Source organism: Phenylobacterium sp. (genome assembly GCF_965229015.1).
In the GTDB taxonomy this organism is placed as follows: domain Bacteria; phylum Pseudomonadota; class Alphaproteobacteria; order Caulobacterales; family Caulobacteraceae; genus Phenylobacterium.
Map to the genome: position 1 here is coordinate 64,941 of NZ_CBDDIM010000001.1, position 25,220 is coordinate 90,160.

The window sequence follows — 25,220 nt, forward strand, 5'->3', positions numbered from 1 at the left end:
AGGCCGCCGGTTGGCTCTAGCGCATCCAGGCGGGCGTCGAGTCGCCGGTGGTCATGACGCCGTAGATCAGCCCGATGGCCAGCACGACGACCGCGGCGACCATCAACACGCCGATCAGCCCCTCGAAACGTTCATAGAGGTGCCGGTTCTTGTGGTGATGGACGGCGCCTTCGCCGGTCTTGAGGTCTTCTGACATGGCGTTTCCCTCGCATTCTGTTGGAGGAACAAGTCCTCACGCCAGACTGCGACAGGCGCCCTCTAGGGCTTAGTCCGGTCAGTCATCAGGGGCCGCCGGAAGCACGCCCTTCGCGCCTGCCGAAGCAAGGCGACAACCGGAGCGTGCTCCCCAAACCGCGTTCGGTCAATTGTCGCGGCCTCTGGTCAAGCTGTTGTGTAGCGGGCGCGGACTATGAGATGTCGAGGCATGGACATCGACAAGGGCGAGAACGCGCGCAGGGCTCCGGCTTCAGGCCCGGCGGAGGCGACCACCACGGCGACCCGGCGGCGGTTCAATCCCTTCACCGCCCTTGGTCCCGGACTGATCACCGGGGCGGCCGACGAGGACCCCGGCGGAATCGCCACCCACAGCCAGGCCGGCGCCCAGTTCGGCCTGGGCATGCTGTGGACGGCCTTCCTCACCTATCCCTTCATGGCCGCCTTCCAGTCGGTCTGCGGCCGGATCGGGCGGGTGACGGGCCGGGGCCTGGCGGCCAATATCGGCGGCGCCTTTCCCCGCTGGGTGGTGCTCAGTGTGGTGGCCCTGCTGCTGCTGGCCAATGTGCTCAACATCGCCGCCGACGTGGCGGCCATGGGAGAGGCCGCCCAGCTGGTGTTCGGCGGCGGCCGGCACGTCTACACCCTGGGCCTGGCGGCCTTCTCCCTGCTGCTGCAGGTCTTCGTCCCCTACCACCGCTATGTGGGCTTCCTGAAGTGGATGACGCTCGCCCTGTTCTCCTATGTGGCGGTGGCCTTCGCGACCCATATCCCCTGGACGGAGGTCGTGGCCCAGACCATCGCCCCGCAGATCCAGCTCGACCTGGCGACGGCCACGGTGGTGGTGGCGGTGTTCGGCACCACCATCAGCCCCTACCTGTTCTTCTGGCAGACCGCCGAGGAGGTGGAGGACGTCACCCTTCATCCCAACGAACACCCCCTCACTGAGCATCCCGAGGAGGCCGAGTACGAGCTCAAGCGGATCGGCTGGGACACCTATCTGGGCATGGCCTATGGCAACGGCATCGGCTTCTTCGTGATGCTGGCCACGGCCGCCACCCTGCACGCGGCCGGGATCACCCAGATCCAGACGGCGGCCCAGGCGGCCATGGCCCTGCGGCCTATGGCCGGGGACCTGGCCTTCATCCTGTTCGCCCTGGGCATCGTCGCCACCGGCCTGCTGGCGGTGCCGGTGCTGGCCGCCTCGGCGGCCTACGCCCTGTCGGAGGCCATGGGCTGGAAGGCCAGCCTGGAGAGCCGGTTCAGCGAAGCCCACGGCTTCTACGGGGTGATCGGGGTGGCGATCCTGGCCGGGGTGATCCTCGACTATTCGCCCCTGGACCCGATCCGCGCCCTGTTCTGGAGCGCGGTGATCAATGGCGTGATCGCCGTGCCGCTGATGGCGGTGATCATGCTGGTGGCCACCCGCAAGTCGATCATGGGCGCCTTCACCGCCACCCCGGTCCAGCGCGTGGTGGGCTGGGCGGCGGTGGCGATCATGGCCGCGGCGGCCGGGGTGATGTTCGCCCAGATGGCGGGCGCGCTCTAACCGGTCAGGCGTAGCTCTGCAGGGGGCGCACCTCGAGGGGAGCCTTGGCGGTCTCGGCGATGGCCTGGGCGGCGGCCAGCGCGCCGGCGGCGGTGGTGAAGTAGGGGGTCTTCATCATCAGGGCCGTGCGGCGGATCTCGAAGCTGTCGGCCACCGACTGCTTGCCCTCGGTGGTGTTGAACACCAGCTGGACCTCGCCGTTCTTCATGGCGTCGACGATGTGGGGACGGCCCTCCAGCACCTTCTTCACATGCTCGACGGTCAGGCCCTGCTCGCCGAGATAGGCCGCGGTGCCGCCGGTGGCCAGCACGCGGAAGCCCTGGCCCAGCAGCAGGCGGATCGGTTCCACGATCCACGGCTTGTCGGCCTCGCGCACCGAGACGAACACACAGCCGGTCTTGGGCAGGGTGACCCCGCCGCCCAGCTGGGCCTTGGCGAAGGCGCGCGCGAAGGCCGGCGCCAGGTCCTCGCCTTCGCGACGCCAGTCCAGGCCCATGACCTCGCCGGTGGAGCGCATCTCCGGCCCCAGGATGGTGTCGACGCCGGCGAAGCGGGCGAAGGGGAAGACGGCTTCCTTGACGGCGATGTGGTCGTAGGGGGGCTCGCTGGTGTCGAACTCCGACAGGGGCCGGCCGGCCATCACCTTGGCGGCGATGGCGGCCAGCGGCTTGCCGATGGTCTTGGCCACGAAGGGCACGGTGCGGCTGGCGCGAGGGTTGACCTCCAGGACGAAGATCCGCGGGGTCTCCGAGTGCGGCTCCTCGATGGCGAACTGCACGTTCATCAGGCCCTTCACGTTCAGGGCCAGGGCCATGCGCACGGTCTGGGCCTTCAGCTCGGCGATGGTCTCGGGCTTCAGCGAGAAGGGGGGCAGGGAGCAGGCGCTGTCGCCCGAGTGCACCCCGGCCTCCTCGATGTGCTCCATGACGCCGGCCACGAAGACGTCCTTGCCGTCGCAGATGGCGTCGACGTCAACCTCGGTGGCGCGGCTGAGGTACTGGTCGATCAGGACCGGGCTGTCGCCGGACACCTGCACGGCGGTGTTGACGTAGCGCTCGAGCTGCTCGTCGTCGCGGATGATCTCCATGGCCCGGCCGCCGAGCACGTAGGAGGGACGGATCACGATGGGGTAGCCCACCGAGTGGGCGCCGGCGAAGGCCTCGTCGCGGCTGCGGGCGATGGCGTTGATCGGCTGGGCGATCTCCAGCTTGTGCAGCAGCTGCTGGAAGCGCTCGCGGTCCTCGGCCAGGTCGATGGCGTCGGGGCTGGTGCCGAGGATCGGGATGCCGGCGTCTTCCAGGGCCTGGGCCAGCTTCAGCGGGGTCTGTCCGCCGAACTGCACGATGACCCCCAGCAGGGTCCCGTTGCGCTGCTCGACGGCGATCAGCTCCAGCACGTCCTCGGCGGTCAGCGGCTCGAAGTACAGCCGGTCGGAGGTGTCGTAGTCGGTCGACACCGTCTCCGGGTTGCAGTTGACCATGATCGACTCGATGCCGAGGTCGGCGAGCGCGAAGGCCGCGTGGCAGCAGCAGTAGTCGAACTCGATCCCCTGGCCGATCCGGTTGGGACCGCCGCCGAGGATGATGGCCTTCTTGCGGTCGGTGGGGTCGCTCTCGCACTCGGGCTCCTGGCCAAGGGCGCCGGTCTCGTAGGTCGAATACATGTAGGGCGTGGCGGCGCGGAACTCGCCGGCGCAGCTGTCGATGCGCTTGAAGACCGGCCGGACGGCCAGCTCCTGGCGCAGGGCGCGGACCTTGGCCTCGGGGGTATTGGTGAGCTTGGCCAGTCGGGCGTCGGAGAAGCCCTGCGCCTTCAGGGCGCGGAAGCCCTGGGCGGTGACGGGCAGGCCGGCGGCCCGGATGTGGCCCTCGGTGCGCACCAGGGTCTCCAGCTGGCGCAGGAACCAGGGCTCGTAGGAACAGGCGCCGTGGATCTCCTCCACCGACAGGCCGTGGCGGAAGGCCTGGGCGATGACCCGCAGGCGGTCGGGAGTGGGCATCGCCAGCGCGCGCAGGACGGCGGCGCGGCCGGTGTCGGGATCCTCGGCGCCCTCGACGTCGATCTCGTCCAGGCCGGTCAGGCCGGTCTCCAGGCCGCGCAGGGCCTTCTGCAGGCTTTCGGCGAAGGTGCGGCCAATGGCCATAACCTCGCCCACCGACTTCATGGCGGTGGTCAGGTGGGGCTCGGAGCCCGGATATTTCTCGAAGGCGAAGCGGGGGATCTTGGTGACGACATAGTCGATGCTGGGCTCGAAGGAGGCCGGGGTCGCGCCGCCGGTGATCTCGTTCATCAGCTCGTCGAGGGTGTAGCCCACGGCCAGGCGGGCGGCGACCTTGGCGATGGGGAAGCCGGTGGCCTTCGACGCCAGGGCCGAGGAGCGCGACACCCGCGGGTTCATCTCGATCACCACCATCCGTCCGTCGGCGGGATTGACCGCGAACTGGACGTTGGAGCCGCCGGTCTCGACGCCGATCTCCCGCAGCACGGCGATCGAGGCCGCGCGCATGATCTGGTATTCCTTGTCGGTCAGGGTCAGGGCCGGGGCGACGGTGATGCTGTCGCCGGTATGGACCCCCATCGGGTCGATGTTCTCGATGGAGCAGACGATGATGCAGTTGTCGGCCTTATCGCGAACCACCTCCATCTCGTACTCCTTCCAGCCGAGCACGCTCTCCTCGATCAGCACCTCGGTGGTGGGGGAGAGGTCCAGGCCGCGGGCGACGATCTCGTGGAACTCCTCGAGATTGTAGGCGATGCCGCCGCCGGTGCCGGCCAGGGTGAAGGACGGGCGGACGATGGCCGGCAGGCCCACGAACTCCAGGCCCTCCAGGGCCTCGTCCATGGAATGCGCGGCCTTGGACTTGGGGCTCTCGAGGCCCAGCTTGTCCATGGCGTCGCGGAATTTCTGGCGATCCTCGGCCTTGTCGATGACGTCGGCCTTGGCCCCGATCATCTCCACCCCGTACCTGGCCAGCACGCCGGAGGCTTCGAGGGCCAGGGCGGTGTTCAGCGCGGTCTGGCCGCCCATGGTGGGCAGCAGGGCGTCGGGGCGCTCCTTGGCGATGATCTTCTCGACCATCTCCGGGGTGATCGGCTCGATATAGGTGGCGTCGGCCACATCGGGGTCGGTCATGATCGTGGCCGGGTTCGAATTGACCAGCACGATGCGGTAGCCCTCGGCGCGCAGGGCCTTGCAGGCCTGGACGCCGGAGTAGTCGAATTCGCAGGCCTGACCGATGATGATGGGACCGGCGCCGATGATCAGGATCGAGGAGATGTCTGTCCGTTTGGGCATCGTTGCGTCCGCGCGTAAGGGCGGCTGCGCGTTGCCGCGCGCCGTTCCCGTTCAATCTGTAGGTTAAGGCGCCCGTTTAGAGAGGGAGTCGGGCCTGCGCAAGCGGGCAGGGGCTCCCACGAGAGGATGCGGCGGCGCCGGCCAAAGAAAATGGGCCGACGCGGGAAGCGCCGACCCATTCCTGTAGGCTTCGTCAGGGCGCGAGGCCCGCAGCGAAGCTAGACCTGCAGGTTGCCCGCAGACATCTTGCCGCTGCGCTTGTCGCGCTCGAGCTCGTAGGTGACCTTCTGGCCTTCGTTCAGCGAACGAAGCCCGGCGCGTTCAACGGCGGAGATGTGCACGAACACGTCCGCGCCGCCCTCATCGGGTTGAATGAAGCCATAACCCTTGGTGCCGTTGAACCATTTCACGGTGCCGGTAGACATAGAGATATTCGTCCTTGGATAGATATTCCCCGCGCCCGAAGCTCTCGGACGGAGGATCAAATTTCGGGGGGATCGGAAGCAGGTCCGGTGCGTCCATGGACACGTCGAAAGTCAGCCGAACCTACGAGTTTGACCCTTCCATCTTGTCGCAAAAGCCGCCTGAAAGCAAGACGGGCGGGCGTTGCTGACAAGCCCCTGATAGACAGAGCAACGCGCGCCCGCGCCGCCCCATTCGGAGCCAACTGCACATGACGAAGCTGTTCCCGCTGGCCGCCGCCCTGGCCCTGTTGGCCGCGCCGGCCGCCGCTCAGGCCCCGCCCGGCGCGATCGCCAAGCCCGTGGCGGTGATCGACACCACCATGTCGGGCCAGCCGATCCTGCTGCCCCAGGGGCCGATGCAGGTCACGGTCACCGAGACCACCCTTCCGGCCGGCGGCGCCATCGCCGCCCACAAGCATCCCTTCCCGCGCTACGCCCACATCCAGGAGGGCGCCCTGGAGGTCACCAACCTCGACACCGGCACGGTCCAGGTGTTGAGGGCCGGGATGTTCGCGGTGGAGTCCCGCGACCAGTGGCACCGGGCGGTCGCCCTGGACGGCAAGCCAGCCAGGCTGCTGGTCATCGACCAGGCGCCGCCGGGCCAGGCCAACATCGTCCGCAAGCCGCCCTAGGGCCGCTGGCCTGTAACGAATGTGACATGAAAGCCGCAGTGCGGACTCTCTTTGCAGGCGAGCGGAACCCGCCCTGGGGTTGATCTGGTTTCACCCTTGGGTTGGGGAAGCGATCGCGCGGCGGTCGCCACGGGTCCGTGGTTTCCCCTGACAAATCAAGGGGAGTCACCTCGTGCTGTTGAAATCACATCTGCTGTCCACCTCGCTGCTGTCGGGCGCGGCCGCGCTGCTCCTGGGGGTTACGCCGGCCCTGGCCCAGGAGGACGTCTCGGTGTCGGAGGTCGTGGTCACCGGGTCGCGGATTCCGCGTCCCAACCTGGACCAGCCGACCCCGGTGACCACGGTCGGTTCGATCGCCATCGAGAACGCCGGCACCTCCAGCCTGGGGGATGTCCTGGCCCAGCTTCCGGCGCTCGCCTCCTCGGGCACCGTGCGGGCCAATTCCGATTCCGGAGCCAATCTCGGGGGGCTGAGCTTCCCCGACCTGCGGGGGCTGGGCACCTCGCGGACCCTGACCCTGGTGAACGGCCGCCGCCATGTGGCCGGCGACGCGGGCGACACCGCCGTCGACCTCAACAGCATCCCGACGGCCCTGGTGGACCGGGTCGAGGTGGTGACCGGCGGCGCCTCGGCCATCTACGGCTCGGACGCGGTCTCGGGGGTGATCAACATCATCCTGAAGGATCACTTCGAAGGCTATGAGGTCCGCGCCGAGTACGGTTCGCCGATCAATGGCAACTACGGTCAGAACTACTCGCTGTCGGCCACCGGCGGCTGGAACTTCGCCGACGACCGCGGCAACGTCACCCTGACCCTGTTCGGCGACAAGCAGGAGCGGGTGCGCGGCCCGAACATCGACGGCCTGGCCGACTGGGCGACCATCGAGAACCCGGCCGACACCGGACCCAAGGACGGCATACCCGACCGCCTCTACCGGCCCTATGTGTTGACCGAGTACTTCAGCCGCTATGGCAACATCGTCGGCGGCGGCAGCCTGACCCCGGTGACCGGCTTCGACGCGGCCGGAAACCCGGCGGCGATTCCGCCGCGGACCGGAGACAACAACCTGTTCTTCGGCTCCTTCGCCGGTCCCTGCGCGGTCTGCGAATCCAGCGACGAGGGGGCGGTGGTGATCCCGCGCCTGGCGCGGTTCGGGGCGGCCTCGACCTTCCGCTACGACTTCAGCGACAAGCTGCGGTTCATCGGCGACGTGAAGTATGTCGAGACCCACGTCCTGGACACCTTCAGCCCGTCCTTCACCACCTTCGAATACGGGCTGGACCCCGACAACGCCTTCATCACCCCCGCCATCCAGGCCCAGCTCGATCGGTTCCCCACCGAGCCGTTCTTCTATGTGAACCGGGTGAACTACGACATCGGCGGCCGCAACGATCAAACCACCCGCAAGACCTTCCGCGTGGTGGGCCAGCTCGAAGGGGAGGTGGACGCGGGCTTCGCCGACCTGAAGTGGGAGACCTCCTACAACTTCGGCCGCACCAAGAACGCCTTCCACGGAACAAACGGCCTGATCCCGGGAAACTTCAACTCCGCCATCGACGCGGTGAGAGACCCCGCCAACGGCCAGATCCGCTGCCGCCGCGACGTGCCCTCGGCCTGGTATCCGGGCTACGCGCCCGTGCCGGCCGACCAGCTGTATGGCGGGCCCTGCGTGCCCTTCAACCTGTTCGGCGCGCAGAACTCCCAGGCGGCCATCGACTATGTGAGCTTCGAGGCCGACCGCAGTCACACCATCACCCAGCAGGTGGCCGACGCCACCTTCACCTTCGACACCAGCCGGTTCCTCAACCTGCCCGGCGGCCCGCTGGCCTTCGCCGGCGGCCTGGAGTGGCGCAAGGAGCAGAGCCGCAACATCAACGACCCGCTGGTGCAGAGCGGCATCACCGAGACGGCGCCGCAGCCCGACGCCGTCGGCGGCTTCGAGGTCAAGGAAGCCTTCCTGGAGTTCAACGCCCCCATCCTGCGCGACCGCCGGTTCTTCCACGAGCTGACCCTGACCGGGGCGGTGCGGCAGGCCGAGTACAGCCACGCCGGGGACGCCACCGCCTACAAGATCGGCGGGACCTGGGCGCCGATCCGCGACCTCAGCTTCCGCGGCACCTATTCCAAGGCGGTGCGCGCGCCGAACATCACCGAGGCCTTCCTGCCGGCGACGGCGGGCTTCAGCGGCGTCTTCGATCCCTGCGAGGCGTCGTCCCTGGCGGTGGATCCCAACCGCCCGGCCAACTGCGCGGCGCTCGGGGTGACCTTCCAGGACGCCACGGACAACCAGTTTCCGGGGGTCACGAGCGGCAACGTCAACCTGAAGCCCGAGACCGCCGAGACCTGGACGGCGGGCTTCATCCTGCAGCCCCGCTTCGCCCCGGGCCTGGCCCTGACGGTCGACTATTATGACATCCAGATCGAGGACGCGATCAGCTTCCTCGACCCCCAGGACGCCGCCGACAAGTGCGTCGACGGTCCCACCCTGGCGGCCCAGTACTGCGCCCTGATCATCCGCGATCCGGTGAGCAAGCAGATCGTCTCCTACCGGTCGAGCTTCCTGAACCAGGCGGCCCTGACGACGGCGGGGTATGACATCCAGCTCACCTACAGCCGGGCGATCGGCGACTGGAGCCAGGACTGGTGGGGGCCGATGAAGCGGCTGGACGGGCGGATCAACAGCTCGATCACCGCCAACTACACCGAGAAGCTGCGCACCTACGCCTTCGCCGACAGCCCCGACGAGGTGGACCGCCAGGAGGGGGAGCTGGGCAACCCGCGCTGGTCGTTCATCTCCTCGGTGGCCTACAGCCAGGGCCCGTGGACCCTGACCTGGGAGAGCCAGTACATCGACAAGGTCCGGCGCAACAAGGACACCTCCCTGGAGCGCAACGACCGGCCCTATGTCGACGCCGTCTGGTACCAGGACTTCATCGCCCGCTACAAATTCGACTATGGCGCGGGGACCGAGGTCTATGTCGGGATCAACAACGCCTTCGACAAGCACATCCCCGTGGGCCTCACCGGCAACACCTCCACCACGGCGGCCTATGACATCTATGGGCGCTACGTTTTCGCCGGGGTGAAGGCCCGCTTCTAGCCAAGACCTCGCCTCGGCCGACCCAGGCCGGGGCGAGACCTTAGGCCGCCGTTAACCATGATTTCATGCGCCGGGCGCAGCTTCGGCCTGACTGAGTCAGGCTGGGGAGATCGCTATGTCTGCATTCGCGCGCAAGCTGGGGCCGCCGGCCGAGACCGCCACGCCGCAGGCCGAGGCCGGGGCGGGGACGTCGGCCTCCCTCGTGGCCCTGACCCGCTACGGGCTGGAACGCCAGGCCCGGGGCGATTTCCAGGCCGCCGTCGAAGCCTTCCGGGCCGTGGCCGACGCCGCGCCACGCCAGCCGATGGTCTGGAACAACCTGGCCCTGGCGCTTGGGGGGCTGGGCGATCATGAGCAGGCCGTCGAGTTCCTGCGGCGCTCCCTGCACCTGGATCCGACCCAGACGGCCATCTGGGTCAGCCTGGCCGCCGCGGCCCTGCAGTCCCAACGCTTCGAGGAGGCCGAGGCGGCCTGCGACGCGGCCATACTGCGGGAGGCCGACAACGGCGGCGCCTGGCAGATCCGCGCCATGGTCCGCGCCGGCCGCGACGATTTCGCCGGCGCCGCCGAGGCCTTCGCCCGCACGCTGGCCATCATCGGCGAGGACGGCCCGCTGCGCGCCAACCTGGGGGTGTCGCTGTTCAAGTGCGGCCGCTTCCACGAGGCCGAGCGCGACCTCGAGGCCGCCGCCGCCCTCTGCCCGGACGACGCCGACATCGCCCAGATGGCGCGGCTGTCGAAATTCGTGGTGGCCGCCCTGGAGGACGACATGTCCCGGGCCGCCGTCCTCTGCGGCAAGCTCGCCGGACCCGCCGACGTCCTGTTCAAGGCCGCCCTGCTGTGCCTCGACTGGGCCGGCGAGCCGCAGGCCGCGGGCCGGGTCGCCAAGGCCTGGGTGGCCCAGCGTCCCGACAACCTAGAGGCCCGCCACCTGGCCGACGCCGCCCTGGGCCGCAAGGTGGCCCGGCAGCCCGCCGCCCTGGTGGCGCAGCATTTCGACGGCCTGGCCGAGGACTTCGAGGAAAAGCTGGTGGGCCGCCTGGGCTATCAGGGCCCCGACCGCCTGCAGGCCCTGATCGCCTCGAGGATTCCGGCCGACGGCGCCCTGGAGGTGCTGGACGCCGGCTGCGGCACCGGCCTGTGCGGCCCGGTCCTGCGGCCCTACGCCCGCACCCTGGCGGGAGTGGATCTGTCGCCCGGCATGCTGGCCAAGGCGCAGGCGAGGGGGCTCTATGACGCCCTGGAGGTGGCTGATCTCACCGATCTGCTGCGCCAGACGCCCGGCCATTGGGACCTGATCGCCGCGGCCGACGCCTTGCCCTATCTCGGAGCCCTGGACGAGGTCTTCGAGGCCGCCGCCGGCGCCCTGAAGCCCGGCGGCTGGTTCGTCTTCTCCACGGAGGGCGGCGACGGCGGCAGCTTCTCCCTGCGCCTCAACGGCCGCTACACCCACGCCCGGGGCTATATATCGGGCCTGGCGGCGGGTCTGTTCGAGATCGTCGACCAGTCCAGCGGCGTGCTGCGCCAGGAAGCCGGGGCGCCGGTGCGGGGGGACTATTTCCTGTTACGCCGTTCTCCCTTGCCAGCGGACCACGGCATGGGGCAGCTTCGGGGCTGACCTCCCACAGCAAAGACCGTCCCTTGCCCGCGACCTCCGCGATCGATCCGCTCACCGAGTTGATGCCGAGGATCGCCGCGGGCGACCGCGCGGCCCTGCGACAACTTTACCAGGCCACGTCCTCGAAGCTTTTCGGCGTCTGCCTTCGTATCCTCTCCAACAGGGATGAGAGCGAAGACGTGCTGCAAGAGGTCTACATCACGATTTGGCGCCGCGCCGACCGCTTCGAGGCGGGCCGGGCCAGCGTCATGACGTGGATCTCCACCATCGCGCGCAACCGCGCCATCGACCGGCTGCGCGCCCGTGGGCCCCTGGCCTACGCCGAGCAGGTGGAGGAGCTGGAGATCGAAGACGGCGCGCCCCGCGCCGAGGCCCTGCTGGAGGCCGCCCAGTCCAGCGAGGCCCTGGGCAGGTGCCTGTCCGAACTCGACGAGCGCACCGAGAAGGTGATCCGCACCGCCTTTTTCGACGGCGTCACCTATGAGGCCCTGGCCGCGCGGATGGAGACGCCGCTGGGCACGGTGAAGAGCTGGATCCGCCGGGGCCTGGCCAAGCTCAAGGGGTGCCTCGAGTCATGAGCGAGCCCCTGACCCCCGACCTGCCCGAGGACGAGGCCCTGGCCGCGGAGCACGCGCTGGGCGTGCTGACCGCCGCCGAGCGCGCCGCCGCCGAGCTGCGGATGGCACGCGACCCAGTCTTCGCCGCCCATGTCGACGCCTGGCGCGAGCGCCTGGCGCCCATGCTGGCCGCCATCCCTTCCGTCTCGGCGCCCGTGGGCCTGTGGCCGCGGATCGAGCGCGCCCTGCCGGCCAACGACAACGCCGGAGCGAGCGTGAAGCTGTGGCGCGGCCTGGCCATGGGCGGGATGAGCGTCGCGGCCGCCAGCCTGGTGGCGGTGATCGTGCTCGCCGTGCGGCCGCCGCAGGTGGTGACGCCGCCGCAGCCCGACTTCGCCCAACTCCTCAACGCCCGGCTGGACACCAGCGGCGGCCAGCACCTGTTCGTCGCGGCCTATGACCCGGTGCGCAAGAAGCTGATCGTCACCTCCCTGGTGACCCCGGGGACCGACCCGGTGCACGTGCACGAGCTGTGGCTGATCCCCGCCGACGGCAAGGCGCGCTCGCTCGGCCTCATCGAGCCGGGAACATCGAAGACCCTGCCGGTGCCCTCGGGCCTCTCGGCCCTGGCCAAGGAAGGCGCGTCCATCGCCGTCTCCGTCGAGCCGCCGGGCGGCTCGAAGGCGGACGGTCCCTCAGGCCCGGTGGCGGCGATCGGCAAGCTCGCCAAGATCTAGGGCTAGCCCTTCTTGGCGTCCATCAGGTCGGCGAAGCGCTGGAAGAGGTAGAGCGAATCCGTGGGGCCGGGGGAGGCTTCGGGGTGGTGCTGCACCGAGAAGACCGGACGGCCCTGCAACTCCAGGCCGGCATTGGTGCCGTCGAAGAGGGAGACGTGGCTCTCCTTCACCGGCTCGGGCAGGCTGTCGCGATCGACGGTGAAGCCGTGGTTCATGGAGACGATCTCCACCTTGCCGGTGGTCAGGTCCTTCACCGGGTGGTTGGCCCCGTGGTGGCCCTGCTCCATCTTCACCGTCTTGGCGCCGAGGGCCAGCGCCATCATCTGGTGGCCCAGACAGATGCCGAACACCGGCGTGCCGCTCTCCACCAGCTTGCGGATCTCGGGGACGGCGTACTCGCCGGTGGCCGCCGGGTCGCCGGGGCCGTTGGACAGCAGGACCCCGTCGGGCTTGCGGGCGAGGACCTCCTCGGCGGTGGTCGAGGCCGGCACCACGGTGACGCGGGCGCCGATGGAGACCAGGGAGCGCAGGATGTTGCGCTTCACCCCGTAGTCCAGAACCACCACGTCGTACTTGGGCGTCTCGGACGGCTTGGCGTAGCCCTCGGGCCAGGCATAGAGGCCTTCCTCATAGACGAAGGGCTGCAGGCAGGAGGCCTCCTTGGCCAGGTCCAGGCCCTCGATGCCGCCCCAGGCCCGGGCCTTGGCCTTCAGGGCCTCCAGGTCGAACTTGCCGTCCGGCGCGTGGGCGATGATAGCGTTGGGCATGCCCTTCTCGCGGATCGCCCGGGTCAGGGCCCGGGTGTCGACACCGGCCAGGCCGATGACGCCGCGCCGAGCCATCCAGCCGGCCAGGTCGCTGTCGGCGCGCCAGTTGGCCGGGGCGGTGGGGACGTCGCGGAAGATCGCGCCGCGGGCCGCCGTGCTGGCGCCCCCCGACATCTGCTCCAGGTCTTCGACGTTGGTCCCGACATTGCCCATGTGCGGGAAGGTGAAGGCGACGATCTGGGCCATGTAGGAGGGGTCCGTCAGGATCTCCTGGTAGCCGGTCATGGCGGTGTTGAAACAGACTTCGCCCACCGCCTCGCCGGTCGCGCCGACCCCGAAGCCTTGAAGCACGGTTCCATCGGCGAGGACGAGGACCCCGGTGACGCCAGGCAGCAGCTCGCTCATGTTCCGGGGCTCCATCTTGTCGCAAAGGGGTGGGCGTCGAGGCCCGCCCGGCTATAGCATCTGCGCCGGGTAAACGGGCGCGTAGGTAGTGAGTCCCGGACCCGGGGTCAATGCGATCCTCCAGCACGGGGTTTCAGATGAGCGGACATATCGACCCGGATCGGCAGGCCTGGGAGCTGTTCAAGTCCCTGCCGCGCGATCAACCGATCCAGATGCTGAACCTGGTGCGGGTGAAGGCCAGGGCCGAGTATCCCGAGGGGCACCCCGACCACGGCAAGGACATCTCCGGCCTGGAGGCCTATCGCGCCTACGGGCGGACCACCGCGCCGATCTTCAAGCGGCTGGGCGGGCGGCAGGTCTGGGCCGGCAAGCCGCAGGTCATGGTGACCGGCCCGCAGGACGAGGCCTGGGACCTGGCCTTCATCGCCGAATATCCAAGCTCCGAGGCCTTCATGGCCATGGTCCGCGACCCTGACTACCGGGAGTTCGTGAAACACCGCACCGCCGCCGTCGCCGACTCCCGTCTGCTCAGGCTGGAACCGGTGGAGCCGGGGGAGGGGTTCGGCGAATAGGCTGGAATCGAGGGAACCACGTCATTTCAGCCAAGCCCCTTCGAAGGCATGATGATTGGCGGACCCCCTGGAGATCCCCATGCTCGCCCTTCGCCCCAACTGTGAGGCCTGCGACCGCGACCTGCCGGCCGACAGCGCCGAGGCCCGCATCTGCACCTTCGAGTGCACCTTCTGCGCCGACTGCGTGAATGGACCGCTCGGCGGGGTCTGCCCCAACTGCGGCGGGAATTTCGCCGTCCGGCCGATCCGGCCCGCCTCCCTGTTGGTGAAGTATCCCGCCTCCACCGAGCGGGTGTTCAAACCCAGGACCTAGTCCAGCACCCCGGAGATCGCCTCGAACAGGGCTTCGGCCCTCAGGGGCTTGCCGATGTGGCGGTCGGCGCCGGCGGCGGCCGAGGCCTCGACATCGTCGGTGGAGGTGTTGGCGCTGATGACGATGATCGGCGCCCGGGGCAGGCCCGTCCCCTCGGCCTTGCGGATGGCCCGGATGGCGTCCAGCCCGTCCATCACCGGCATGCGCAGGTCCATCAGCACCACGTCGAAGGCGCCGCTGCGCCACGCGTCCACCGCCTGCTGGCCATTCTCCACGCTCACCACCTCGGCGCCGGCGGCGCCCAGCATCAACTCCACCACCTTGCGGTTGGTGGGATTGTCGTCGGCGGCCAGGACCCGCAGGGGCGGGGCGTCGGGCGCCTCGTGGCCGTGCACCTGGGCCGGCGGGGCGGCGTCGGCGGCGCGGGCGGCGTCGCCATAGTCCAGCAGCCCGCTCACCAGGCCGTCCAGGTCCTGGGCGCAGGCCAGCATGTCGCCGAGCAGGGCCTGCTGCTGCCCGGTGAGTTCGGTGGCCGCCAGGGCCTGGCCCAGGCCCATGACCCCGTTCAGCGGCGTGCGCAGCTCGTGGCTCATGTCGGCGACGAACTCGGTCTTGGCGCGGCTTGCGGCCTCGGCCCGATGCAGGGCCTCCTCCAGGGCCTCGGCCTGGCGCTTCATCTGGGTGATGTCGACCCGCAGGCCGATGACCCCGCCGTCGGAGGTGCGCTTCTCCTCGATCATCAACCAGCGGCCGTCGGCCAGCCTTTGCTCGTGGCGCTCCCCCGACGGGTTCATCAACTTGTCCAGCCGTTCGGCCAGCCAGGCGTCTTCGCGGCCGATGGCGTCAGGATAGTCGCCCCGCGCCACCCCCATCTTCAGGGTGTCGAACAGCCGCTCGCCCGGACGGAAGAGATCGGCCGAGCGGTGGTAGATCTCGGCGTAGCGCTTGTTCCAGAGGATGTAGCGCCCCTCGGCGTCCAGGAAGACGACGCCCTCCGGCAGCAGGTCGATGGCCTCCCGCAGGCGGTCCTGGGCGATGGCGGCGTCGGCCTCCGCGGCCGCCACGGCGTGGTCGCCGAGACGTCGGCTGAGCCTGCGAAGCAAACGCCCGAACCAGCCGGAAAACCCAGCAAACACCATGCACAACATCCCCGGGGGAGGAATCAATCAAACGACGGGGTGCAGCACAGCCGCAATTGGTTGCGAAAGTGCGACCCGCGCCATCCCTGATAGCAGGATCGTCCGGGCGCCTGCCGATTGAGCAGTCCCGCGTCCACGGCGCCCCGCGGCTGACCGGCTTCCATTCCCGGCCCGGCGCGGCGTATTCAGGGGCCATGTCCGCAACCATCACCACCGTCGGCCTCGATGCCGACGACACCCTCTGGCACAACGAGACCCTGTTCCGCCTGACCCACGACCGGTTCAGCGCCCTGCTGGCGGGCGTCGCCGACCCGGCCGAGGTCGAGACCCGGCTGGCCGAGGTGGAGAAGCGCAACCTGCGGCTCTACGGCTACGGGGTGAAGGGCTTCACCCTCTCCATGATCGAGACCGCCATGGAGCTCACCGACGGCGAGGCGCCGCCGGCGGTGATCCGCGAAATCCTGGCCGCCGGCCGCGAGATGCTGACCGAGCCGGTGGAGCCCTTGCCCGGCGTCGAGCGCTGCCTGGCGGCCCTGGCCGAACGCTACCGTTTGGTGCTGATCACCAAGGGCGACCTGCTGCACCAGGAGCAGAAGCTGGCGGCCTCGGGCCTGGGCGACCTGTTCGCCGCCGTGGAGATCGTCAGCGAGAAGGACGCCGGCACCTATGAACGCGTCTTCGCCCGCCACGGCTCCGGCGCGGCGGAGGCGGTGATGTGCGGCAATTCCATGCGCTCCGACATCCTGCCGGCCATCGCGGCAGGGGCCTATGGCGCCCACGTGCCCTATCCCCTGACCTGGGCCCACGAGATGGCCGACGCGCCGGTGGACCATCCGCGCTTCGTGGAGCTGGCCTCCATCGAGGACCTGCCGGCCTGGATCGCGAAGATCTGACCTGATGTCACAGCCGCCCGGTCCGCCCCGTCCTAGGGGTGTTGATCGGGAGGGTTTCGATGACACGCCTTATCGCCGCGGTTCTGGCGGCTATCCTGGGCGCCAACGCGCTCTTCCAGTTGGGGGCGCCGCTCTGGTGGTATGACGCCGTGCCGGGCGTGCCGAGCACCGGCGCCTTCAATCCGCACTTCGTCCGCGATGTCGGCGCGGCCTATCTGGTGACGGCCCTGGGCCTGGCCTGGTTCGCATGGCGGCCGGTCCAGGGCTGGCCGGCCCTGGTGGCCGGAGCGACCTTCCTGGCGCTGCACACTGGAATCCACCTGTTCGACGCCAGTTGCTCGGCCAGCCCCGTTCCCGACCTGATCCGCGACTTCCCGGGCGTCTACCTGCCGACCCTGCTGGCGGCCTGGATCGCCCTTGTCCGCAAGCCGAAGGAGATTTGAGATGCTGAGAGCCCTGCTGAAAGGCCAGATCGACAAGATGGAGCGCGTCTGGGGCTATGACGCTTCTTACATGCGGGACGTGTTGCGTGCCTCGCCGATGAGCTTCCTGAAGTTCGGTTTCGTCAGCCAGATGGTGGACCGCAAGGCCGCCCCGGCCGCGGCGCTGGCCGCCGCCGGCATCGCCGGGACCCTGGCGGAGGACTGCGGCCCCTGCACCCAGATCTCCGTGGACATGGCCGCCGCCGGCGGGGTGAAGCCCGCGATCCTGCGCGCCATCTTGGCCGGCGACGAGGCGGCCATGGGGGAGACCGCGGCCCTGGCCTGGCGCTTCGCCCAGGCCAGCCTGGCCCGGGACATGGCGGCGGCCGATCCGCTGCGGGACGAGATCGTCCGCCGCTGGGGGGACAAGGGCCTGGTGGCCATCGGCCTCGCGCTCACCACCGCGCGGATGTATCCCACCCTGAAGTACGCCCTCGGCCACGGCCGCGCCTGCTCCCGCGTCACGGTGGCCGGCGAGGCCGCGCCGGTGGTCCACAAGCTCGCGGCCTGATCCATGACGGACATCGACGCCTTCGAAGCCCAGCGCCCCCGACTGATCCGCCTGGCCTACCGCATGCTGGGTTCGGTGGCGGAGGCCGAGGACGCGGTGCAGGACGCCTGGCTGCGCTGGACGCGGGCGGGCGAGGATGTCGCCGACCCCGCCGCCTGGCTGGTGCGCGCCACCAGCCGCCTCTGCATCGACCGCCTGCGGGCCGCCAAGACCCGGCGCGAGGCCTATCGCGGCCCCTGGCTTCCCGAACCCCTGATCGAGGATCTCTCCGTCGATCCGGTGGAGCGGGCCGAGGATGTCTCGGTGGCCTTCCTGCTGGCCCTGGAACGGCTGTCGCCCCTGGAGCGGGCGGTCTTCCTGCTGCACGACGTCTTCGACGAGGACTATGCGGAGGTCGCCGAAACCCTCGGCAAGACCGAGCCCGCCGTGCGCCAGCTGGCCACCCGGGCCCGGGCCCACGTCAAGGAGAACCGCCCCCGCTTCACCGTCAGCCAGGCCGACGCCGCCAAGCTGGCCGCGGCCTTCATGGCCGCCGCCGCCCAGGGCGACATGGCGGCCCTGTCGGCCGTGCTGGCGGAGGACGCGGTCATGGTCACCGATGGCGGCGGCAAGCGGAAGGCGGCCCTACGCCCCCTGATCGGCCGCGAGGACATCGTGCGCCTGCTGGAGGGGCTGGCCTGGCGGGGCGGGGAGACCTTCCCGCTCAGCTTCCGCTCGGTGCGGATCAACGGCTATCCGGGCCTTGTGCTGATCCGCGAGGACGGTCCCATGACCGTGGCCTTCCAGCCCGGCGAGGATGGCAAGCTCGCTGGCATCTACATGGTGCGCAATCCGGAGAAGCTTGGGCACCTCGGGTCTGACTTGCCAGTGGTCTGATGCGATCTATGGTTGCTTCGGGCGGGGGCGGGGGCGGGGGCGGGCGCGGGATGGATAAGCTGAAGACGTTCTTCGCGGGTCGGATCGGTCGTCAGACCTACATTGTCTACACATGCATCTACTTGGCGGTGTTCATCGGCCTGAAGAGTTTGTCGCCGAGCTATCCCACCGATGTCATGCTGCCTCCCATATGGATCGCCTTGATTGCGGCGCGGCGACTTCACGATATGGGCCTGTCGGCTTGGTGGGGGTTGTCACCTTTCGGGTTGGGGGTGGCGGTTGGCTTTATCAAGGCCTTCCAGAATATCCGCGCAGGTCTTCAGGCAAGCACCCCGACGTCGCACGACGCGCTTGGGAGCGCCATTGTTGGGCTGATCTCGATCGCGTTCATAGTCTGGCTTGCGATCCCCAGGGGTGACGCAGGCCCTAACCGCTTTTCCGCGGAACGCAGCCGCTACTAGCCGGGCGGTTCAGGCGCTATCATTGCGCCGTGCGCTTCGACGAACGTTTCCTGGACGAGATCAAGTCCCGCCTTCGCCCTTCCGATGTGATCGGAAAGACGGTGAAGCTGCGGAAGCAGGGGCGCGAATATGTGGGGCTGTCGCCCTTCACCAAGGAAAAGACCCCGTCCTTCTATGTGAACGACGACAAGGGCCAGTTCTTCGACTTTTCCTCCGGCAAGACCGGCGACCTGATCAGCTTCCTGCAGGAAACCGAGCGGCTGTCCTTCGTGGAGGCCGTGGAGCGCCTGGCGGCCGAGGCCGGGGTGCCGCTGCCCGCCGTCGACCCCCGCGCCGCCGAACAGGAGAAGGTGCGCCAGGGCCTGTCGGACTGGCTGGAGCTGGCGGCCCAATGGTTCGAGGCCGAGCTGCGGCGCCCGGTGGGCAAGGCGGCCCGGGACTATCTGGAGCGCCGCGGCCTGCCGGAGAGCGAGTGGGTCCGGTTCCGCCTGGGCTATTCCCCCGCCGGCCGGACGGCCCTGAAGGACTATCTGATCGCCAAGGGCGCCTTGCCCGGAGAACTGGTGGAGACCGGGCTGCTGATCGCGCCGGAGGAGGGGGGCTCGCCCTATGACCGCTTCCGCGACCGCATCATCTTCCCCATCACCGACCCACGGGGACGGGTGGTGTCCTTCGGCGGCCGGGCTCTCGATCCCCAGGCCCGCGCCAAGTACCTGAACGGGCCCGAGACCTCGCTCTTCCACAAGGGTCACCTGCTCTACGGCCTGGCCGAGAGCCGCAAAATCCTGGCCGCCGCCCCCTCCGGCGAGACCCCGCCGCTGGCCGTGGTGGAGGGCTATATGGACGCCATCGCCTGCCAGAGGGCCGGGATCGCCGCCGTGGCGCCCATGGGGACGGCGCTCACCGAGGAGCAGATGGAGCTGCTGTGGCGCCACCACGCCGAGCCGACCCTCTGTTTCGACGGCGACCGGGCCGGCATCCAGGCGGTGAGCCGCGCGATCGACCGCGCCCTGCCGATCCTCAAGCCCGGCAAGAGCTTCCAGTTCGCGGTGGTGGAGGGCGGCAAGGACCCCGACGAGGTGCTGCGCGAGCAGGGCCCCGCGGCGCTGCGCGGCCAGCTGGCCGACACCATCCCCTTCGTCGAGGCCCTGTTCGCCCGCGAGCGCGACCTGGAGAACCTGGACACGCCGGAGCGCAAGGCCGGCTTCAAGGCCCGCCTGCGCCACATCGCCGCGACCATCGCCGACAAGGACCTGCAACAGGCCTATCGCGAGGAGTTGTTGAAGCGGTTCGACGCCGCCTTCGGCCGCCCGCCGCAGCAGGCCTTCCAGCCGCAGCAGGGGCGCAGGCCCTACACCAAGGGGCGGTTCTGGAAGCCCGAGGACGAGGCCATGCGTCCGCAATCGGCCCTGGCCCAGACCCGCAACATGGTGGCCACGGGCTCACGCCTCGACCCCACCCTGGCCGCCCTGGCCCAGTACGCGCTCAACGATCCGGCGGTCCTGGACGACCACCTGGAGGAGTCCTTCACCGCCAAGGGGTTCGGCGATCCGGCCCTCTCGGAATTGGCGAAGGAAGTCATCCGACTGCGCCTGGAGGCCGAACACCTTGACTCTGCGACCCTCACACGCCATCTGGCGTCTTGCGGGTTTAACGCGCTCCTGACAGACATCGACCGGGCCGCCACGCAAGCGGGCGCGCCCTTCATGAAACCGGATGTCTCCCTCGAAGCCGCTAGATCGCAGTGGTCGCAGGCCTTCGCCCGCCTTTCCAGGCTGGCGGCGCTCGACGAGGCTATCGGATCCGCCAAGGGCAACCTTCGCGGCCGCTCCGACATGGAGGTCCTCGAGCGCCTGAAGGGTGAACGCGACGCACTGAAACGCGCCATCAGAGAATGGAACGATTAGGGCGGATGACGGGTCGTACTTGGGTGCGATCCTGTTTTGACCGCCATTCACCATCTTCGGCCCGACCCTTGCATGAGGGTCGCGGCTGAATCGGAGACCTAGATGAGCACGACCACGGCTGAAGCTGAACCGACGGAAACCACTGGCGGCGACGGGCCCCTGCTCGACCTGACCGATGCCGGCGTCAAGAAGTTCATCAAGCAGGCCAAGGCCCGCGGCTACGTCACGATGGACGAGCTGAACAAGGTGCTGCCGAGCGAGGAAGTCACCTCCGAGGCCATCGAAGACACGCTCGCCATGCTCTCGGAGATGGGCGTCAACGTCGTCGAGGCCGAGGAAGACGCTGAGGGCGGCGAGGTCGCGGTCCGCGAGGAGACCGCGGTCGTCGAGACCCCGAAGGAAGCCGCCTACGACCGCACCGATGACCCGGTCCGCATGTACCTGCGCGAGATGGGTTCGGTGGAACTGCTGTCGCGCGAGGGCGAGATCGCCATCGCCAAGCGGATCGAAGCCGGCCGCGACACCATGATCCGGGGTCTGTGCGAGAGCGCCCTGACCTTCGAAGCCATCATGGTCTGGCGCGAAGAGCTGGGCACCGGCCGCATCCTGCTGCGCGAGGTCATCGACCTCGACCTCACCTATAACGGCATCAACGCCGCCGCCGCCGCCGAGGCCCTGGCCAACGCGCCGCCCGAGGAGGAAGAGGCCGAGGAGGCCGAAGCCGAGGTCACCGCCGACGGCGAGGCCGTGGCCAAGGGCGAAAGCGACGACGACGACGACTTCGACGACGGCGCCGGCCCCACCATCAGCGCCATGGAAGGCGAGCTTCGCGAAGGGGTCATGGCGACCCTGGACGCCATCGCCTCGGAATTCGACGCCTTCCGCGCCCTGCAGGAAAAGCTGGTGGGCAAGCGTCTGAAGGGCGAGGACCTGTCCGACGCCGACCGCAAGGCCTACGAGACCGCCAGCCTGGCCATCGTTCAGCACCTCAAGACCCTGAAGCTGAACAACAACCGCATCGAGGCGCTGGTCGAGCAGCTCTACGCCATCAACAAGCGCCTGATGGGCCTGGAAGGCCGCCTGCTGCGCCTGGCTGACAGCTACGGCATCAGCCGCAACGAGTTCCTCAAGGCCTATTTCGGCTCCGAGCTGAACCCGGCTTGGTCGGATCAGGTCAAGCCGCTGGGCGTGCGCTGGACCAAGTTCGTCGAGAATGACGCGTCACAGATCGGCGACATCCGCCACGAGATCGCCGCGCTGGCCACCGAGACCGGCGTGCCGATCGACGACTATCGCCGCATCGTCCAGACCGTTCAGAAGGGCGAGCGCGAGGCCCGTCAGGCCAAGAAGGAAATGGTCGAGGCCAACCTTCGCCTGGTGATCTCCATCGCCAAGAAGTACACGAATCGCGGCCTGCAATTCCTTGATCTCATTCAGGAAGGCAACATCGGCTTGATGAAGGCGGTCGACAAGTTCGAGTACCGCCGAGGCTACAAGTTCTCCACCTACGCCACCTGGTGGATCCGTCAGGCGATCACTCGCTCCATCGCCGACCAGGCGCGTACGATCCGCATCCCGGTGCACATGATCGAGACGATCAACAAGATCGTCCGCACCAGCCGCCAGATGCTGCACGAGATCGGCCGCGAGCCGACTCCGGAGGAACTGGCCGAGAAGCTGGCCATGCCGCTGGAAAAGGTCCGCAAGGTCCTGAAGATCGCCAAGGAGCCCATCAGTCTCGAGACGCCGATCGGCGACGAGGAAGACAGCCACCTGGGCGACTTCATCGAGGACAAGAACGCGATCCTGCCCATCGACGCGGCCATCCAGTCGAACCTGCGGGAAACCACCACCCGCGTGCTCGCCTCGCTGACGCCCCGCGAGGAGCGCGTCCTGCGCATGCGCTTCGGCATCGGCATGAACACCGACCACACCCTTGAGGAAGTCGGCCAGCAGTTCAGCGTGACCCGCGAACGCATCCGCCAGATCGAGGCCAAGGCGCTGCGCAAGCTGAAGCACCCCAGCCGCTCGCGGAAACTGCGCAGCTTCCTGGACAGCTAGATCGACAGGCCAACGGCCGACAGACGCCCATCCTGGCCGCCGCCGGGGTGGGCGTCTTGCTGTCTGGCTAGTGCGCCGCGCCGGTGACCATCTGGAACAGGGTCAGCGCCACCTCCAGCAGGATCAACCCCACCACGATGGCCTCCAGCCTTAGGGAGCGCTGTGTGTCGATGAGGTCGGTCATCACCGTGACCGTGTCGCCGATCAGGTCCAGCTTGCGCCCCAGGGTCTCGGCCCGCTCCACCAGTTCGTATTCGTCCTCCAGCCGGGCGTAGAGGCGTTCCAGGTCGGGCCGGTCCCAGAGGATGTCGGGCTTTTCCCGCACCGCCACCCGTTCGGCCACCCGGTGCTGCACCAGCAGGGCCGAGCCGATCAGCTTGACCATGGCGCGGCGGCCGCTCGGGCTGCGCCCCTGTTCGGCCAGGACCCGGGCCCAGGGCTCGATGGTGTCGAACACCTGGGCGACCTGGCGTTCGTCGTGGGCCAGGGCGGCGCTCTTGGCCACGGCGTCGGCCACCACCAGCAGCTTGTCCGGCGACAGCGCCCCGATGCGCACCACCCCATCGGGTTGCACGCCCTCGTCCAGGTCGTCCCGGGCCGCCAGGCGGATGGTCTCCTCCTCGTGGATCGCCAGGTGGCCCTGCACCCTCGGGCGGATGCCGCGCAGCACCTCGTCCTCGGCGATGGGGTCCAGGCCGATCAGCACCGCCACCCCGTAGCGGAACACCACCACCAGCCCATGGCCGACCCGGAAGGATAGCGGGGCGGTGGACAGGGCGTCGCGGCGCTCCAGGCCCGCGGTGTCGATCCGTTCGCCCAGCACCACCGCCCGCGCGGTGAGCGGCTGCAGGCCAGCGGGGGTGGGAAGCGGCGCGGTGTCCATGGTCTACACCACCACATGCGCGGCCAAGGTTGAAGCCTCCCTGGGGCGTAACATCGGCGCGCCGCGTTACAGCAACTTAATCCCCCGCCCCTCGGAGCTCCTCTAAGCTCACCCCAACAAGCGGGGAGGCGGCGATGAGTCTGGGCAAGGTGATGGTGGCGGCGTGCGCCCTGGCCCTGGCGGCGACGCACGCGTGGGCCGCCGAGCCCTCCGCGGCCGAGGTCCAGAAGAGCGCCGACAACATCAGGGCCCACGTCACCTTCCTGGCCAGCGATCTGCTGCAGGGGCGCGAGGCGGGATCGCCGGGCTACGACATCGCCGCGGCCTATGCGGCCTCCCAGATGGCCCAGCTCGGCCTCAAGCCCGGCGGGGACAAGGGGACCTATTTCCAGCACGTGCCGATGGTGGCCTACCAGGCCGCCGACCAGGGGACCTTCGTCCTGCGGGACAAGGCGGGCAAGGCCACACCCCTGGTGTTCGGCGAGGACTACATCGTCAGCCGCAATCCGGTGTCGGCCCAGACCAGGGTGTCGGCGCCTCTGGTCTTCGTCGGCTACGGCGTCGTGGCGCCCGAGCACCGGCGCAACGACTATGCCGGCCTCAACGTGAAGGGGAAGATCGTCGTGGCCCTCTCGGGCGCGCCGCCCTCCTACCAGACCGAGGAGCGCGCCTATTACGCCAGCGGGCGCACCAAGCGCGCCCTGGCCGAGGCCCGCGGCGCGGTGGGTTTCGTCCAGGTCGGCACGCCCGGCGACGAGAAGCTCTATCCCTTCGCCAACGCCGCGCGCCAGTGGAAGAGCTGGGGCATGAGCTGGCGCACGACCTCCGGCGCCGCCTTCGCCGTGGCGCCCAAGGCCCCGCTGCTGGCCGCCATCAGCGTCAAGGGCGCCGAGAAGCTGTTCGCCGGCGCCCCGGCCGACCTCAACCGCATCGTCGAGATGGCCCAGTCCAAGGCGGCCGAGCCGCCGCGCTTCACCTTGCCGCTCACCCTGGAGGCGGCCTTCGCCACCACCATCCGGCCGGTGGAAAGCTCGAACGTCGTGGGCCTGATCGAGGGCGCCGATCCCCAGCTGAAGGACGAGGTGGTGGTGCTGAGCGCCCACCTCGACCACCTGGGGGTGACCGAAGCCGTGAATGGCGACGCCATCAACAACGGCGCCCTGGACAATGCGGCGGGCAGCGCCACCACCCTCGAGGTGGCCCGCATGTTCCGCGACTCCGGCCAGCCGCCCAAGCGGACCATCCTGTTCCTGCTCGACACCGGGGAGGAGAAGGGTTTGGTGGGCGCCGAGTACTTCGCGCGCAATCCCACCGTGCCGCTGGCCAGCATCGTCGCCGACGTCGATCTCGACATGCCGATCCTGACCTACGACTTCACCGATGTGGTGGCCTTCGGCGCCGAGCGGTCCAGCATCGGCCCGGCGGTGCGCCGGGCGGCGGCGGCCATGAATGTGGCGCTGTCCCCCGACCCCATGCCCGACGAGGGGCTGTTCACCCGCTCCGACCACTACCGGTTCGTGGAGGTGGGCGTGCCGGCGGTCTTCTTCATGACCGGCTTCGCCAATGGTGGGGAGAAGGAGTTCCGCACCTTCCTGGCCGAGCGTTACCACAAGCCCAGCGACGACCTGGGCCAGGCCATCAACTGGACCGCCGGCGCCAAGTTCGCCCGGCTGAACTATGAGGTGACGCGGGACCTGACGGACGCCGCCGAGCGGCCTGCCTGGAACAAGGGCGACTTCTTCGGGACCAAGTTCGGCCGGAAGCCCTAGAGCACGTCAGGCGGAA

General features: G+C 69.0%; 22 protein-coding genes. 16 read left to right on the plus strand and 6 right to left on the minus strand.

What is annotated here, in order from left to right:
* Positions 1-16 precede the first annotated feature (16 nt).
* The gene (locus ACO06I_RS00325; RefSeq protein ID WP_421930640.1) at positions 17-196 is read right to left on the minus strand and encodes a hypothetical protein; all 180 of its coding nucleotides are present in this window, start codon (positions 194-196) and stop codon (positions 17-19) included.
* A 228-nt stretch (positions 197-424) separates the two neighbouring features.
* Between ACO06I_RS00325 and ACO06I_RS00330 the strand changes: the two genes are divergently transcribed.
* A complete protein-coding gene (locus ACO06I_RS00330) occupies positions 425-1,762 on the plus strand; it encodes an NRAMP family divalent metal transporter (RefSeq protein WP_421930641.1) in 1,338 nt (445 codons plus the stop codon).
* 4 nt (positions 1,763-1,766) lie between these two features.
* Here ACO06I_RS00330 and carB read toward each other — a convergent pair whose 3' ends face one another.
* Positions 1,767-5,057 carry a carbamoyl-phosphate synthase large subunit gene (gene carB / locus ACO06I_RS00335; RefSeq protein ID WP_421930642.1) on the minus strand — a complete coding sequence of 1,097 codons (3,291 nt, stop codon included), beginning with the start codon at positions 5,055-5,057 and terminating at the stop codon, positions 1,767-1,769.
* Positions 5,058-5,275: 218 nt separating this feature from the next.
* Positions 5,276-5,482 (minus strand): cold-shock protein, encoded by a 207-nt coding sequence (locus tag ACO06I_RS00340; protein ID WP_421930643.1) that lies wholly within the window; start codon positions 5,480-5,482, stop codon positions 5,276-5,278.
* Between the two features lie 248 nt (positions 5,483-5,730).
* On the opposite strand from ACO06I_RS00340, the gene ACO06I_RS00345 reads away from it, so the two are divergent.
* The 5 genes from ACO06I_RS00345 (at position 5,731) to ACO06I_RS00365 (ending at position 12,165) form a co-directional block, all read left to right on the plus strand.
* On the plus strand, positions 5,731-6,153 hold the full coding sequence (locus ACO06I_RS00345) for a cupin domain-containing protein (protein WP_421930644.1): 423 nt from the start codon (positions 5,731-5,733) through the stop codon (positions 6,151-6,153).
* Positions 6,154-6,325: 172 nt separating this feature from the next.
* Positions 6,326-9,253, plus strand: coding sequence for a TonB-dependent receptor domain-containing protein (locus tag ACO06I_RS00350; RefSeq protein WP_421930645.1), 2,928 nt, complete (start codon positions 6,326-6,328; stop codon positions 9,251-9,253).
* A gap of 115 nt (positions 9,254-9,368) precedes the next feature.
* Positions 9,369-10,871, plus strand: a complete 1,503-nt coding sequence (locus tag ACO06I_RS00355; RefSeq protein ID WP_421930646.1) for a tetratricopeptide repeat protein — start codon at positions 9,369-9,371, stop codon at positions 10,869-10,871.
* Positions 10,872-10,894: 23 nt separating this feature from the next.
* Positions 10,895-11,449, plus strand: a complete 555-nt coding sequence (locus tag ACO06I_RS00360; protein WP_421930647.1) for a sigma-70 family RNA polymerase sigma factor — start codon at positions 10,895-10,897, stop codon at positions 11,447-11,449.
* Entirely contained in the window at positions 11,446-12,165 is a 720-nt protein-coding gene (locus ACO06I_RS00365; protein ID WP_421930648.1) for an anti-sigma factor, read from the plus strand. The genes ACO06I_RS00360 and ACO06I_RS00365 overlap by 4 nt, the downstream gene beginning before the upstream one ends.
* A gap of 2 nt (positions 12,166-12,167) precedes the next feature.
* On the opposite strand, the gene carA is transcribed toward ACO06I_RS00365, so the two are convergent.
* Positions 12,168-13,337, minus strand: a complete 1,170-nt coding sequence (gene carA / locus ACO06I_RS00370; protein WP_421930649.1) for a glutamine-hydrolyzing carbamoyl-phosphate synthase small subunit — start codon at positions 13,335-13,337, stop codon at positions 12,168-12,170.
* A 137-nt stretch (positions 13,338-13,474) separates the two neighbouring features.
* Between carA and ACO06I_RS00375 the strand changes: the two genes are divergently transcribed.
* Together ACO06I_RS00375 and ACO06I_RS00380 are read left to right on the plus strand one after the other, a co-directional pair.
* Positions 13,475-13,909, plus strand: coding sequence for a DUF1330 domain-containing protein (locus ACO06I_RS00375; protein ID WP_421930650.1), 435 nt, complete (start codon positions 13,475-13,477; stop codon positions 13,907-13,909).
* Positions 13,910-13,988: 79 nt separating this feature from the next.
* Positions 13,989-14,222 (plus strand): DUF1272 domain-containing protein, encoded by a 234-nt coding sequence (locus ACO06I_RS00380; RefSeq protein ID WP_421930651.1) that lies wholly within the window; start codon positions 13,989-13,991, stop codon positions 14,220-14,222.
* Here ACO06I_RS00380 and ACO06I_RS00385 read toward each other — a convergent pair.
* The gene (locus ACO06I_RS00385; RefSeq protein ID WP_421930652.1) at positions 14,219-15,361 is read right to left on the minus strand and encodes a response regulator; all 1,143 of its coding nucleotides are present in this window, start codon (positions 15,359-15,361) and stop codon (positions 14,219-14,221) included. The two genes, ACO06I_RS00380 and ACO06I_RS00385, sit on opposite strands and share 4 nt — an antisense overlap.
* 194 nt (positions 15,362-15,555) lie before the next feature.
* Between ACO06I_RS00385 and ACO06I_RS00390 the strand changes: the two genes are divergently transcribed.
* The 7 genes from ACO06I_RS00390 (at position 15,556) to rpoD (ending at position 22,552) form a co-directional block, all read left to right on the plus strand.
* Entirely contained in the window at positions 15,556-16,254 is a 699-nt protein-coding gene (locus ACO06I_RS00390) for an HAD family hydrolase (protein WP_421930653.1), read from the plus strand.
* A 59-nt stretch (positions 16,255-16,313) separates the two neighbouring features.
* Positions 16,314-16,697: a hypothetical protein gene (locus ACO06I_RS00395; protein ID WP_421930654.1), complete on the plus strand. Its 384-nt coding sequence runs from the start codon at positions 16,314-16,316 to the stop codon at positions 16,695-16,697.
* Position 16,698: 1 nt separating this feature from the next.
* A complete protein-coding gene (locus tag ACO06I_RS00400; protein ID WP_421930655.1) occupies positions 16,699-17,247 on the plus strand; it encodes a hypothetical protein in 549 nt (182 codons plus the stop codon).
* A gap of 3 nt (positions 17,248-17,250) precedes the next feature.
* Positions 17,251-18,123 carry an RNA polymerase sigma factor SigJ gene (sigJ, locus tag ACO06I_RS00405; protein WP_421930656.1) on the plus strand — a complete coding sequence of 291 codons (873 nt, stop codon included), beginning with the start codon at positions 17,251-17,253 and terminating at the stop codon, positions 18,121-18,123.
* Between the two features lie 50 nt (positions 18,124-18,173).
* Positions 18,174-18,584: a DUF805 domain-containing protein gene (locus ACO06I_RS00410; protein WP_421930657.1), complete on the plus strand. Its 411-nt coding sequence runs from the start codon at positions 18,174-18,176 to the stop codon at positions 18,582-18,584.
* A 29-nt stretch (positions 18,585-18,613) separates the two neighbouring features.
* On the plus strand, positions 18,614-20,491 hold the full coding sequence (gene dnaG / locus ACO06I_RS00415; RefSeq protein ID WP_421930658.1) for a DNA primase: 1,878 nt from the start codon (positions 18,614-18,616) through the stop codon (positions 20,489-20,491).
* A 102-nt stretch (positions 20,492-20,593) separates the two neighbouring features.
* Positions 20,594-22,552, plus strand: a complete 1,959-nt coding sequence (gene rpoD / locus ACO06I_RS00420) for an RNA polymerase sigma factor RpoD (protein WP_421930659.1) — start codon at positions 20,594-20,596, stop codon at positions 22,550-22,552.
* Between the two features lie 67 nt (positions 22,553-22,619).
* Here the strand turns inward: rpoD and ACO06I_RS00425 are convergent, their stop codons facing one another.
* Positions 22,620-23,435, minus strand: coding sequence for an RMD1 family protein (locus tag ACO06I_RS00425; protein WP_421930660.1), 816 nt, complete (start codon positions 23,433-23,435; stop codon positions 22,620-22,622).
* A 134-nt stretch (positions 23,436-23,569) separates the two neighbouring features.
* Between ACO06I_RS00425 and ACO06I_RS00430 the strand changes: the two genes are divergently transcribed.
* Positions 23,570-25,204 (plus strand): M28 family metallopeptidase, encoded by a 1,635-nt coding sequence (locus tag ACO06I_RS00430; protein ID WP_421930661.1) that lies wholly within the window; start codon positions 23,570-23,572, stop codon positions 25,202-25,204.
* Positions 25,205-25,220 lie beyond the last annotated feature (16 nt).